This is a genomic window from Stenotrophomonas sp. GD03777 (assembly GCF_029842485.1).
GTDB classification, from domain to species: domain Bacteria; phylum Pseudomonadota; class Gammaproteobacteria; order Xanthomonadales; family Xanthomonadaceae; genus Stenotrophomonas; species Stenotrophomonas sepilia.
Map to the genome: position 1 here is coordinate 1 of NZ_JAOCGL010000053.1, position 13,405 is coordinate 13,405.

Consider the following 13,405-nt stretch of genomic DNA (forward strand, 5'->3'; position numbering starts at 1 on the left):
CACGTTCAACAACCCGCCCGCTGCGACATAGGCGGCCAATGCCTGGCCCTGGCTGAGCAGATGGCGCTCCATGGTGCGTTCGGCAGCCTGCGCATCGCGGCGGCGGAAGCACTCCATCAACTCGCGGTGTTCGGCCAGCGACTGCGCCGTGCGGCCCGGGGTCAGCAGCTGGCGGCCGCGATGCATCTTCAGGATGCGGTGCAGGTCGTGGGTGATGCGGATCAGCCACGGATTGCCCGCGTAATGCTGCACGGTTTCGTGGATCAGGTAGTTGTTGCGGTAGTACTCGGCAATGTTGCCCTCGGCCGCCGCCGCTTCCATCGCCGCATGCAGGGCCTCCAGTTGTTGCACGCCGGCATCGTCGATGTGCCTGACCGCCTCGTGTGCGCAACGGCCTTCCAGCATGGCCATTACCGGGAACAGCTGGTTGAGGTCTTCCAGCGTCAACCGGGTGACCCGGCTGCCACGACCTGCGTCGATCTGTACCAGGCCTTCGGCGGCCAGCAGCTTCAACGCCTCGCGCAGCGGCGTGCGGCTGATGCCCAGTTCTTCGCACAGCGCGGGCTCGTCGATCCACTCGCCCGGCGGCAGCCGGTAGTCGTAGATGCGCTCGCGCACGTGGTCGGCCACCTCTTCATACAGAGGCGCGCGCTTCTTCGGTGATCGCGGGGCGGGGGCAATGGCCATGGAGGAAGTGTACCGCCAGGTAGTGCCGACCGCTGGCCGGCAACCCGTGATCGCTGGATGGCTTCATGGGATTGCCGGCCAGCGGCCGGCACTACCGCTGGGCGGTTACATCCAGCCGGGCACCACGAATACCAGCCAGGCCAGCAGCGGTCCAAGCGCCACCACAAGACCGCTGTAGACCAGGAAGCGGCGGAACAGGGTTTCGCGCTCTTCCTTCGCTGCCGAGGCCACCACCAGTGCGCCATTGGTGGAGAACGGGCTGACATCGACGATGGTGGACGACACCGCCAGCGCGCAGATCACGCCGGCGGCGCTGAGGTGACCCTGCATCAGGAACGGCACCGCCAACGGAATCGTGGCGCCCAGCACTGCGGCCGACGAGGCGAATGCGGAGACGATGCCGCCGACGTAGCAGACCAGCAGCGCGCCGAGCAGCGGAATGCCGATGTCGGACACGCCATTGCCGATGAAGTCCACCGCGCCGGCATGTTCCAGCACGCCGATGTAGGTCACCACGCCACAGATCAGCAGCACGGTGGACCAGCTGATGCCATCGACCGCGCCCTTCTGGCTTTGTGGCGACAGCAGCGCCAGCGCCACCGCGACGGTGATCGAGACCAGGCCGACGTTGAGGTTGTAGATCAGCGCGGCCACGCCCAGGCCGAGCAGGCCGATCAGGGTGAACAACCGTTCGCGGGTCAGGCCCACCGCATCCAGTGCCGCCGGATCATTGCTGAGCGTGCCGCCGCCTGCTGCGACCAGCGCGCCATGGCCTTCGATCGCGAACTGGCGCGACGACGCCTGCGGGCCACCGGCCATCGCCAGTTCGGCATTGCCGATCGTTCCTGCCGCGGTGATCGAGCCGCGACGCAGCAGGGCGATGCCACCGAAGGCGAAGAAGCAGATCGTCGCCATCATGAAGTTGAAGCCCAGGCTGGTCAGGAACACCGCCATCTCGGTCACTTCCAGCCCGGCCTTCTGCACTACGCCATTGGTGATGCTGCCGTACACGCTGATCGGCGAGAAGCCGCCCGCCTGTGCGCCGTGGATGACCAGCAGGCCCATCATCAGTGGGTTGATGTTGTACTGCTTGGCAAAGCGCAGCGCGACCGGGCCGATGATCGCGACCGCCGCCGGGCCCAGCGCACCGAACGCGGTCAGCACCGCGGTGATCACGAACATCACCCACGGGATGGCCACGATATGGCCGCGCACGGCTTTTACAGCCCAGTGCACCAGCAGGTCGATGGTGCCGTTCTTCTGCGCGATGGCGAACAGGTAGGTGATGCCGACCAGGGTCAGGAACAGATCGCCGGGAAAGCCGGCCAGGACCTCCTTGCCGCCCATGTCGACCCACAGCCCACCGATGATGAAGGCCAACGCGAAGGCGACCGCGCCCATGTTGATCGGCATCGCCGTGGCGACGATGAACATGATCACCAGGCCGATGATCGTTGCGATTTGTGGACTCATGCGCCCTCCCAGACACGTGACTCACGTACAGCGCGGATGGAGACCCGCCATCCCCGGGGTAAGGCGACGTACTGCGTGTTGCGTGATACGTACTGCTCGAACCCGTTACTGCAGCCGCTCCAGCGCACTGCGGACCCACGCCGCGGCGCCTTCCAGGCTCTGGAACTCTTCCACCGCGCGCACTTCGCAGCACGGATAGGCCGGTGCGACCATGCGCGCCAGCGCGTTGCCCGGGCCCAGCTGCAGGAAAACCCGCGCGCCGCGCTCGAAGGCCTGGCGCATCACCTGCGCCCATTCGATGGTCTGCGCCAGCTGCGCCGACAGCGTGTGGACCGCCATTGCGCGATCCCGCACCGGTCGCGCATCGATGCCGGCCAGCAGCGGCAGGCGTGGGGCCTGCAGTGGCGAGGCATGGAGTGCGGCAGCAAACGGTGCTACCGCCGCCGCCAGCAACGGTGTGTGTGCAGGCACGTGCACCGGCAGCGGACGGATGCCGGCACCCTGCGCCCGTGCGGCACCGGCCAGCCGCTGCAATGCGGCGTGCGTGCCGCCCACGATGAAATGGTCCTGCCCATTGGCGATGGCCACGTACGCACCGTGCAGATCGCACAGTGGCTGCAGTACATGGCGCTCCAGGCCAAGTACCGCCTGCAGGCCTGCATCGGCGGGGCTGGCGCCGTCCATCAACTGCGCGCGCTGCGCCGCCAGGGCAAGGCAGGTGGCCGCATCGAAGCTACCGGCGATGGCATGCGCGGCCAACTCGCCGATGCTGTAGCCGGCGGCCAGCGTCGGCGTTGGCACGTTGTCGCGCAGCCCCTGCCACTGAGCCAGAGTGGCCGCGCACAGCAGCGGTTGTGCCTGCGCATTGTCGAAACGGTCGTCGGCCGCCGCGGCGGAAAACACATCGCGGCCGAGCACCGTGCTGGCCCGATCAAGGGTGTGGCGCGCAGCCGGAAGATCGCGCACGCGGTCGAACATCGCTGCATGCTGCGCGCCTTGGCCGGGGCAGAGCAGGGCCAGGCTCATGCGCGCTCCTGCAGCAGCAGGAACCCGCTGCAGGCCAACAGGTCTGCGCTGCCGCCCGGGCTCAGCCGGCGCGCGACGAAGCCATCACCGATGCGACGCAGATGTGTCCGCCAGTCCGGCGCGAAGGTGCCGCCCGCTTCCAGGAAGGTGCGGGCCTGCCGCTGGGCCCAGCGCAGGCCGTCGGCGCCGCCACGGTGCAGCAGGTTGAGGTCATCCACGCACGCGATCAGCTGCATCAGGGTCTGGCACATCGCGGCCTCGCGTGGCAGGCCGCTGGCCAGCGCGTGACGCATAGTAGGCAATGCCACGCCGCGCAGCAGCGGATAGCCGGTGGCCGCTTGTTCGCGCACACCCTGCACGCCGTGCCGTGCGCGCGCGCGCTGGCCAGGGCTGTTCGCATCCAGAGGTGCGTCGGCGAGCTCGGCAGACCAGCGGCACACTTCCTGGCAGACCTGCTCGCCCGTGGCGGCATGGCCCAGGCGGGAGCGACAGGCCGCGGCGGCCGCCACCAGCAGGCCGAGACTGAAGACCGCGCCACGATGGGTATTGACGCCGGCGGTCGCGCGCAGCATCGCGATCTCGGCGGCGATGCCACACCGGCGCAAGGCGTCGAAGTCCGTCCCGGCTGCACCGAGGCGGGCCACGGCGGTGAAGTAGTGGCGCAGTGCGAACAGGCTGCGCAGGAACGTGCCGGCGTCCATGTCGTGATGGCTGCCGCTGTCGAATGGCGTGACCAGTCCGGGCTTGGGTGCCAGCGCCAGCTCCGCATGCAGGCTGGCGACGGCGAGGCGCCCCAGACGCGCGCTGTCCACGGCAGCTGCCGGCCTGACTGCCGATTGCACGACGGCGTTCATGCGCTCACCCCGGCGGAGGCGAACAACGCATCGCGGAGTTCCAGTGCGGCACCATCGAGGCGCTTGACCAGTACCTCGCGGCTGCGTCCGGCGTACTCCCGCCAGTTCACGGCGGCGTCGCCGCCCAGGCACAGCTCGCCATCGACCCGCCGGTCGTGTTCGGCTTCCCATGCCTGTAGCCGTGCAGCCAGGGCATCGGCCTGCGCGGTGGTGTCGATCGGCCACAGCAGATCGACGTCCGAGCGCGCGTGCACATAGCGCAGGCCAGTAAGGTGCTGCCACGCGAAGGCACCGAATACGCGCGCCTCAGCGATGTTCTGCAGCACTTCAAGGGGCCGCCGCCAGTCCTGCGGAACGTCGCCTTTCAGCACCGCCTGGAGTGCCGGCGGCGGCGTGGTGCGCAGCACATCGTGTGCTGGCACGCGCAGGGCCAGGCGCAGTTTGTCCTCGGCGGGCGGCAGCGGCACGCCGAGACGCAGGCGTGGATCGGCATCGTCGGCGGCACGCCGCGCGACGATGGCCGGCCGGCCCTGTGCAAACCAGTCGGCCAAGCGCGACTCATGCGCGGCGATGTCCGCCTGCCAGCCGGCGTGCGCTGACAGCCAGACCAGCGTATGTCGGGGCAGCCGCTCAGGCATCGCCCTGGCTCACGGCTTCAGCCACGCGTGCGGCAAGCATGCGCCCGCCACGTTCGGCTCCGCGCACTGCGCGGCGGTCGCCATGGGCGGGCGTGCGCAGGGCCTGCAGAAGGTGCTGGGCAAGATTACCCTCCCACAACGATTCCACCGCACCCATCGCCACGTAGTTCTCCACGCCCGGTGCGAACACCGGTGAGGTCTGGCTCAGCGCCTGCAGTTTATCCAGCGGCTGCTTGGTCACCCGGGCCATCGCGCGCAGGTCCATCACCCGCACCTGCGCATCCGGCAGGGCATGGATGTGGTCGGCCATCAGCCCGAACGAGAGGAAGCCACCACTGACGGATTCACCGTAGACCAGCGTGACCAGTCGCGCGCCACGTCGACGCGCGAGATCCAGCGTCTGCGCCAGGTGCGCGAAACAGCCGTTGATGCCGAGCAGTTCGTCGCGGCGTGCCAGGCGCTGGCCGGCGGTGTCGACCAGCATCACGATCGGTTGCTGCGGATGCGCGGCGGTGCTGGCCAGCACCGTTTCGGCCAGTGCCAGTGCGTGGTCCACGCCCACCTCGAGCTTGTTGGCGGTGCCGATCACAGTCACATCGCCGTTGTCGGTGGTGGCGCTGCCGGTCAGCACCGAATCGCTCACCGCAATGGCATGCCCATGCGGAAACAGGGCATCGAGCAGTGTCTGCAACGGCATGCTCATGGCAGGCTCCGGTCGCCGGTGGCGGTGAGGAATTCATCGGTGTCGAGCAGTGGCAGGCGTTCGGGGTGGGCAATGCCCAGCCGCGCCCAGATCTCCAGGCCATCGCGGCAATCGCCCCAGGCCCGCACGCGCGCCTTCAAGGCCGCATGGCGTTCCTGCAATGCGGCCAGTGCAGCATCCGGGTCAGTGCTGCCCGCATCGGGGTGCAGCGCGTCGCGTGCGGCCAGCGCGAATGCTTCAAGGGCATCGGGCACCAGCACCTGCGCCTGGTCGATCAGGTACCGGTGCTTGCCACCGGTCACACGCCAGACCAGCGCGCGATCGCGTGAGTCGAACTCTTCCACGCCGCGAACGGTTTCGATCACCTCCGGTCCGGACAGCGACATCCGGCCTTCCTCGGACATGATGACCGTGTTGCAGCAGCGGGCAACGATGCCCATGCCACCGAAGGCGCCGTTGCCGCTGCCGATCAGCGCGATCACCGGCACGCCCGCTGCACGCGCGTCCAGGGTGGCGCGCATGATCTCGGAGATCGCAATCAGGCCCGCATTGGCTTCGTGCAGCCGCACGCCGCCGGTATCGAGCAGCAGCAGCACGCCGTCAGGGCGGGTGTACGCCGCACGGCGCAGCAGCCCGGTCAGCTTGGCGCCATGCACTTCGCCCACGCCGCCGCCCATGAATTCACCCTGTTGTGCGGCCAGCAGCACGTGTTTGCCCTGCATCCTGGCCTCGCCGACGACGATGCCATCGTCGAACGCGGCCGGCTGGTCGAGCTGGGCCAGGTGCGGACTCATCATCCGTCGCGCCGGGCCGAGGAACTCGTGGAACGAGCCGGCGTCGACCAGCCCGGCGATGCGCTCGCGCGCATCGGCTTCGTAATAGCTGTGGCGCTGTACGTGGTTCATGGCGCGCCTCCGGCCAGCAGGGTTTCCACGGCCTGGTCCAGGCGCAGGCTGACCACGGCCGGGGTCGCACCGGCGTCGTTGATCGAGACGCGCACATCGCGCAGCGGATGACGCTGTGCGAAGTCGTTGATCACCGCCTGCCAGATGCTGCCGAAGCCCTGCGCGGCGGTGATGACGCGCACCGTCATCGCGCCCTGCTGCGCCGCCGGTTCCAGCAGGATTTCCAGGTTGCCTGACGCCAGCACGCCCACCAGCACCGCATCGCGCGCGAACGGCACGTCGGTGCGGCCTTCGAATCGATAGTCGAGGGTTTCCATGCTCAGCCCCTTACCAGTTGCGGAAGCGCTTGGGCGGGTCGTACAGACCGCCGGACCAGCGCACCAGGTCCTTCACCGAACGCGCCGCCAGCAAGTCACGGCTGGCATCGCGCACGGAGATGCCGAGGTCACCGGGACGGCGGATCACGCCGCGGTCGCGCAGGTTCTCCACCATCGCGCGGTCGCGCCCGATGCCCACGGCGGTATAGCCGGCCACGCCACGGATCGCCTGTTCGCGCTCCTCGGGAGTGCGGCACAGCAGCAGGTTGGCGATGCCTTCCTCGGTCAGCACATGGCTGACGTCGTCGCCGTAGATCATCACCGGCGGCAGCGGCATGTTCGCGCGTTCGGCCAGTTCCCAGGCGTCGAGGCGGTCAACGAATGCCGGGGCCATGTGCTCGCGGAAGGTTTCCACCATCTGCACCACCAGTTTGCGCCCGCGTGGCATCTCGCCCGGGCGTGCGGCCTGCTGGCCGGCCTTGATCCAGGCCTCGCTGGCATGGCGGCGGCCGCGCGCGTCCGAGCCCATGTTCGGTGCGCCGCCAAAGCCGGCGATGCGGTCGCGGGTGGCAGTGGAGCTGTTGCCCTGCAGGTCGATCTGCAGGGTGGAACCGATGAACATGTCGCAGGCATACAGGCCTGCGGTCTGCGAGAACGCGCGGTTGGAACGCATCGAGCCGTCGGCGCCGGTGAAAAACACGTCGCCCCGCGCGGCAATGTATTTCTCCATGCCCAGTTCCGAACCGAACGAATGCACCGATCTGACGAAGCCCGATTCGATCGCCGGAATCAGTGCCGGGTGTGGGTTCAACGCCCAGTGCTGGCAGATCTTTCCCTTCAGCCCGAGCGATTCTGCGTAGGTGGGGAGCAGCAGTTCGATGGCGGCGGTATCGAAGCCGATGCCGTGATTCAAACGATTCACGCCGTACTCGGCGTAGATGCCCTTGATGGCCATCATTGCCATCAGCACCTGGATCTCGGAGATCTGCGCAGGGTCGCGGGTGAACAGCGGCTCGATATGGTTCGGCTTCGGCGCCTGCACCACGAAGTTGACCCAGTCCGCAGGAACATCGACGCGGGGGAGGCTGTCGACGATCTCGTTGACCTGGGCGATGACGATGCCGCCACCGAAGGCGGTGGCTTCGACGATCACCGGCGTGTCTTCGGTATTCGGCCCGGTATAGAGGTTGCCGTGGCGGTCGGCGGCCTGCGCGGCGACCAGCGCTACGCGCGGCGTAAGGTCGATGAAGTAGCGGCCGAACAGTTCCAGGTAGGTGTGGATGGCACCGATCTGGATGCGCCCTTCGGCCACCAGGTTGGCCAGTCGCACCGATTGCGGGCCGGAGAACGAGAAATCCAGTTTCGAGGCGATGCCACGCTCGAATACGTCCAGGTGCGAGGGCAGTGAGAGGACCGACTGCACCATGTGCAGATCATGCACGCGGGCGGGGTCGAGGTCGGCCAGCGCCTGGGCGAGGAAATCTGCCTGCTTCTGGTTGTTGCCCTCCAGGCAGACCTTGTCGCCTGGCTCCAGCACTGCGTGCAGCAACTCGCCGACGTCGCTGCTGGCGACCTCGCGTCCCCGGGCCCACGGCGCGGCACGTTCCAGGCGGGCCTGGCGACTGCGTTCCAACGTATCCCAGCTCGGGTTCATTGACCGGCTTCCGACGGGTGTTGGGATAATTACGGCATAATTACGAAGTGGGTACAACCTGCATTGCAGCAAAAAAGAAGGGCCCGCGCGGAGGCGGGCTCATTCAGGTAGGCCGCGACGGTGGGTCGTGGCGGAGGGCGTGCCGACCAACGGTCGGCACCCACCAGGCACCCACCGGTTCGCAGGTGGCTCAGAACTTCCAGCGCAGGCTGGCCGACACGAAGCGCGGCTCGCCGTAGTTGTTGTAGTCCAGGTTGGCCCAGTAAGTCTTGTCCAGCGCGTTGCGCACGCTCAGCGTTGCAGTCCAGCTGTCGCTGATGCGGTAGTTGGCATTGAGTTGCACCAGCATGTACGCCGGCTGGTTCACGGTCACCGTGCCGCCCAGCGGGTAGGCGATGTTGTAGCCCTGCACCTTGCTCTGCCACTGCAGGCCACCGCCGATGCTCAGGCGTTCCAGCGCACCGCGCAGCTGCAGTTGCGTGTTGAGCTGCAGCAGGTCCTTGGGCGGGTTGGCGTACAGCAGGTCGGTGGCGGCGCGGGTGACCTTGACGTGGGTGTAGCCGGCATTGACCGTCCAGCCCGGCAGGATTTCGCCGTTGATATCCATCTCCCAGCCACGCGCCTTGGTACCGTTGACGCCGATGTAGGCCGAGCTGCCGTCGCTGAGCGAACCCTCCGGCACGCCCATGTCACGCACCGCGTAGTTGTCCTGCTTGGCCTCGAACACAGCGGCATTTGCGGTCAGGCGGCCATCGAACCACTGCGTCTTGATGCCCGCTTCCAGGTTCGAGCCCTGCACCGGCGCCAGCAGGTTCTCGTTGCGGTCCTTGTAGTTCTGCGGATTGAAGATCTCGGTGTAGCTGGCATAGGCCGACACGTTCGGGGTGATCTCGTAGACCAGGCCCACGTACGGAGTGACTTCATCGCTCACCTTGTACGCACCGCTGGTGCCGGTATAGGCGCCGGTGGCGTTGTAGGAGCGGGTGAGGGTTTCCCACCGGCTCAGGCGTGCACCGGCGATCAGCGACAGCGGATCGGCCAGGTGCAGGCGGGTGGCCAGATAGACGCCACTCTGCGTGGTCTTGGCCACGCGGCGCGCGCCGGTGCGGCGGTAGGTCACCTCGGAGATATCGCCGTTCCAGCTGTATACGTTGGGGATGTAGTAGCAGCGCTCGCGTGCACCCGTGGCGCTGACACACGTTGCCCAGTCGCTCGGGAAGTTCAGCGCCACGGTGTTCGTGGTCCCTTCCAGATCCGACCACTGGGCACCGACCGTGAGGTCGTGGTCGCGGCCGAACAGCGGGAAGTTGCCGGTCAGGTAAGCATCGACATTGCGGCGGGTGTCTTTCGAATCACCGGCGGCCGCACGCAGGAAGATGCCCGAGCCGGTCACCGGGTCCGGGTTGCCGGTGCCGTACAGGCGCACGTTCTGCACGTTGCCGCGGGTGTAGGCGGTGTTGATCTTCAGCAGCCAGTTGTCGCCGAAGCGCTGTTCCAGGTTGGCGAAGGCGGTGTTGCTCTCGCGCTTCCAGTAGCTCCACTTCGGCGACAGGTTGGTCGAACGCGGCAGATGGGCGAAATTGCCCTGGCTGTCGAAGAACGGCACGGTGCCCCAGGTCGAACCGGTCGGGTTGTTGTCCTGGGTCTGGTAGCCGAGGGTGAGCGTGGTGCTGTCGGTGACATCGCCTTCCAGCACCGCCATGCCGGCCATCTTGTTCTCGTCGTAACGGTCGTAGTACAGCCCGCGATCGGTGTAAGCGGCGACCACGCGGCTGCGGAAACGGCCGTCATCGGTCAGCGGCGCGGTGACGTCGGCTTCCATGCGGCGGTAGTCCCAGCTACCGGCGCTGACCGCGAACGACGCGTCGAATTCCTTGCCGGGGCGCTTGCGCAGCAGGTTGACCGTGGCCGACGGCACGCCGGCGCCGCTGAGCAGGCCGTTGGCACCGCGGATCACTTCGATGCGGTCGTAGAAGGCGGTGTCGTATTCCTGGTTGGTGGAGCCGCTGTAGGTGGGGATGCCGTCGACCTGGAAGTCGGTGATGGCGAAGCCGCGCGCGTAGTACAGCGGGCGCTGCGTGTCATAGAAGGACACGCTGACGCCGGTCACGTTGCGCATCACATCGTTGATGCTGAACAGTGATTCGTCCTGCAGGCGCTGCAGGCTGATCGCGGTGGCCGACTGCGGGGTTTCCTGCAGGGTGATCGGCAGGCGCGTGGTGCTGGCCGGCGGAGCGGACTGCTCGGCCCGGACGCTGACCCGGTCCAGGGTCTTGGCATCGCCGGCGGCATCGGTGGCGGCGAACGCGGCGGGTGTGGCCAGCAGGGTCAGCGACGAAAGCAGGGCAGCGGGCAGCAGTGCGCGGCGGGGCAGGCGGTTACGGACAGGCAGGGGCATGGTGGGCTCGAGGCTTGGAAACGGGGGAAGGGCGGCAACAGTCGTCCAGCACCCGGGGCGGCGGCTTCGGGCACGGTCAGGTCCATCTGGAGCGGCGCGATCACTGCGCATGGTGCAAATGTAAATAATTCTTAACAACATTACAATTCGCGTCATTGTGCAGGGGCTTCCCGGCGCGGAGCAGTGGCGGGCCGGGGTCGGATCCCGTTGCTGCAGACAATGGGCTCCGACCCCATCATCGACGCCCAATCGCAGGTCAGAGCCCTCCCGTGCGGGAGGGATCCGACCCACCTCGCACAAAAACAAACGGCCACCCGAAGGTGGCCGTCCGTCTGCATCGAAGGAACGCGCGGGCTTACAGCGCCTGCAGTTCCTCATTGGCATTGCGCTTTTCCTTCGCCGGTGCCGGAGCCGCAGCGGCCGGAGCCGGCACCGCCGCGTTCGCATCCACCGGCACCTCCAGGTACGGCAGGTGCAGGGTCTGGCTGGTGAGCGTACGGATCTCGTTGACCAGTGCGGCGCTGTCGTTGAGCTTGCGCCCGTACGACGGCACGATCTCGCGCAGGCGGGTTTCCCAACCGGCCTTCATCTGGTCCGGGAAGGCCTTGGCCATCAGGTCCAGCATGATCGGCGGCGAGGTCGACGCGCCCGGCGATGCGCCGAGCAGCGCGGCGATGGTGTGGTCCTTGTCGGTCACGATCTCGGTACCGAACTGCAGCACCGGGCCCTTCAGCGGATCGCGCTTGATGATCTGCACGCGCTGGCCGGCGGTGACCAGCTTCCAGTCACCCGGCTTGGCATTGGGGAAGTACTTGACCAGTTCGGCCTGGCGGTCGGCATCGTTCAGGCGCGCCTGGCCCATCAGGTACTGCACCAGGTCCAGGTTGTCCTTGCCCACTTCCAGCATCGGGCCAACGTTGTTGTGGGTCACCGAGGAATACAGGTCCCACCACGAGCCGTGCTTGAGGAACTTGGTGCTGTACAGCGCGAACGGCCCGAACAGGACCACCGGCTTGCCGTCCAGCTTGCGTGCATCCAGGTGCGGCACCGACATCGGCGGCGAACCGGTTTCGGCCATGCCGTAGGCCTTTACGCCATGGCGCGAGGTCACGTCCTGGCCCTGGAAGGCGAGGAACTGGCCACCGACCGGGAAGCCTGCGTAGTCCTTCGATTCCGGAATGCCCGACATCTGCAGCAGCTTCAGCGCGGCGCCGCCGGCACCGATGAACACGAAGCGGGTGTGAGTGGTGGTTTCGGTGCCGGCCTTGAGATCCTTCACCGTCACGTTCCAGCTCTTGTCGGCGTTCTGCCGCAGGGCGGTCACTTCATGGTTCAGGTGCAGGCTGAAGTTCGGGCTGCGCTGCAGGCCGGCGGTCAGCTGGCGGGTGATCACACCGAAGTTGACGTCGGTACCGAGCGGCATCCAGGTCGCGGCAACCTTCTGCTTCGGGTCACGGCCTTCCATCAGCAGCGGGGCCCACTGCTTGATCTGCGCCGGATCCTCGGAGTACTGCATGCCGTAGAACAGCGGGTTCTTCACCAGGGCCTGCTGGCGCTTGTGCAGGTAGGCGATGTTGTCATCGCCCCAGACGAAGCTCATGTGCGGGGTCGGGTTGATGAAGTCGCTGGGCTGGCTCAGCCGGCCTTCCTTCACCTGGTGCGACCAGAACTGGCGCGAGACCTCGAACGATTCGGCGATGCCGACCGCGCGCTTGGTCTCGATGCTGCCGTCGGGCAGTTCCGGGGTGTAGTTCAGTTCGGCGAACGCCGAGTGGCCGGTGCCGGCGTTGTTCCAGCCATCGGAGCTTTCACCGGCGACGCCGTCGAGGCGTTCGTAGACCTGGATGTTCCAGTCCGGCTGCAGTTCCTGCAGGTAGGTGGCCAGGGCGATGCTCATGATGCCGGCGCCGACCAGCACAACATCGACGGGCTTGTCGTTGCTGGCGGCGGGCACGGAGCGCTGGGTCAGTGGCCAGTACAGGAACAGCGCGGCGGCCAGCAACAGCAGCACGAGCAGGGCGAGCAGGGCCTTGCCAAATTTCTTCATGGGGGCGGGATCGTTGGCGGAGGGGAAGGGGTCAGGATGCGCGTGGGGCAGGGAAAGGGCGTGAAGAAACAACGCCTTGCAGCATCCATCCGCGATTCTAACCGGATCCGGTCGTTTTTTGATGCAACGCAGCATCCGACGTTTCGCGACGCTGTCACGTGGGCGGCAGGCGGCGCCCGGCGACGGTGGGGACCAGCTCAAGGATCTCGTCGCCGGCCTCATCGAGCTCGCCGGTCGGGCGCCAGCCCAGGCGGCGGTAGAAGCCATGCGAGCGCGAACGCGGGTCGGCCGAGCAGGCCAGGAACAGCCGCTGGTGGCCGGCATCGCGGGTCAGGCTGACCACGTCCTGCAGCAGCTGGCGGCCGATGCCGCGGCCCTCGTAGTCCGGCAGCAGGGCAAGCACCAGCACCTCGCCGCTGTCACGATCGGCGAAGCAGTAACCGGCCATGCGCTTGCCGTCCCAGGCGACGCGGCCGATCGAATCGCCCTGGGCGATGCCGGCTGCCCAGCTGTCCTCGGTGATGCCCAGTTCTGCCAGCTGGGCCGCACTGAAGGCGTTCTCGCGGGTGCGCCCGCGCAGGTCGATGCAGGCGGCGGCATCTTCGGGGCGGGCGTCGCGGACGAATACAGGCATGCAGGGCATCCTTGCAGTGATCGGCCGACCAGTATCCGCATCACGCATGGACCTGGTGTGGAGCTTACG

Annotated in this window: 12 protein-coding genes; all 12 read right to left on the reverse strand. The window is 67.3% G+C overall.

Annotated elements, in window-relative coordinates; genetic code table 11:
- Positions 1-687: GntR family transcriptional regulator (locus N5E02_RS12465; RefSeq protein WP_279946310.1), on the reverse strand; the 687-nt coding region annotated here is incomplete at its 3' end.
- Positions 688-792: 105 nt separating this feature from the next.
- On the reverse strand, positions 793-2,160 hold the full coding sequence (locus N5E02_RS12470; RefSeq protein WP_049445977.1) for an SLC13 family permease: 1,368 nt from the start codon (positions 2,158-2,160) through the stop codon (positions 793-795).
- A 105-nt stretch (positions 2,161-2,265) separates the two neighbouring features.
- Positions 2,266-3,186: a malonate decarboxylase subunit epsilon gene (gene mdcH, locus N5E02_RS12475; protein WP_065196560.1), complete on the reverse strand. Its 921-nt coding sequence runs from the start codon at positions 3,184-3,186 to the stop codon at positions 2,266-2,268.
- On the reverse strand, positions 3,183-4,040 hold the full coding sequence (mdcB, locus tag N5E02_RS12480; protein WP_065186001.1) for a triphosphoribosyl-dephospho-CoA synthase MdcB: 858 nt from the start codon (positions 4,038-4,040) through the stop codon (positions 3,183-3,185). The genes mdcH and mdcB overlap by 4 nt, the downstream gene beginning before the upstream one ends.
- The gene (gene mdcG / locus N5E02_RS12485; RefSeq protein ID WP_065178129.1) at positions 4,037-4,678 is read right to left on the reverse strand and encodes a malonate decarboxylase holo-[acyl-carrier-protein] synthase; all 642 of its coding nucleotides are present in this window, start codon (positions 4,676-4,678) and stop codon (positions 4,037-4,039) included. The genes mdcB and mdcG overlap by 4 nt, the downstream gene beginning before the upstream one ends.
- The gene (gene mdcE, locus N5E02_RS12490) at positions 4,671-5,375 is read right to left on the reverse strand and encodes a biotin-independent malonate decarboxylase subunit gamma (protein WP_065178163.1); all 705 of its coding nucleotides are present in this window, start codon (positions 5,373-5,375) and stop codon (positions 4,671-4,673) included. The genes mdcG and mdcE overlap by 8 nt, the downstream gene beginning before the upstream one ends.
- Before the next feature lie 2 nt (positions 5,376-5,377).
- Positions 5,378-6,286: a biotin-independent malonate decarboxylase subunit beta gene (locus N5E02_RS12495; RefSeq protein ID WP_065178128.1), complete on the reverse strand. Its 909-nt coding sequence runs from the start codon at positions 6,284-6,286 to the stop codon at positions 5,378-5,380.
- Positions 6,283-6,603 carry a malonate decarboxylase acyl carrier protein gene (mdcC, locus tag N5E02_RS12500; protein ID WP_065178127.1) on the reverse strand — a complete coding sequence of 107 codons (321 nt, stop codon included), beginning with the start codon at positions 6,601-6,603 and terminating at the stop codon, positions 6,283-6,285. Before mdcC ends, N5E02_RS12495 begins: the two co-directional genes overlap by 4 nt.
- Positions 6,604-6,613: 10 nt before the next feature.
- Positions 6,614-8,257: a malonate decarboxylase subunit alpha gene (gene mdcA, locus N5E02_RS12505; RefSeq protein WP_065185999.1), complete on the reverse strand. Its 1,644-nt coding sequence runs from the start codon at positions 8,255-8,257 to the stop codon at positions 6,614-6,616.
- 190 nt (positions 8,258-8,447) lie between these two features.
- Complete coding sequence (locus N5E02_RS12510) at positions 8,448-10,655, reverse strand: TonB-dependent siderophore receptor (protein ID WP_139726811.1); 2,208 nt, start codon at positions 10,653-10,655, stop codon at positions 8,448-8,450.
- A gap of 355 nt (positions 10,656-11,010) precedes the next feature.
- The gene (gene mqo, locus N5E02_RS12515) at positions 11,011-12,702 is read right to left on the reverse strand and encodes a malate dehydrogenase (quinone) (RefSeq protein ID WP_279946311.1); all 1,692 of its coding nucleotides are present in this window, start codon (positions 12,700-12,702) and stop codon (positions 11,011-11,013) included.
- A 154-nt stretch (positions 12,703-12,856) separates the two neighbouring features.
- Positions 12,857-13,336, reverse strand: a complete 480-nt coding sequence (locus tag N5E02_RS12520; protein ID WP_279946312.1) for a GNAT family N-acetyltransferase — start codon at positions 13,334-13,336, stop codon at positions 12,857-12,859.
- Positions 13,337-13,405: the final 69 nt, after the last annotated feature.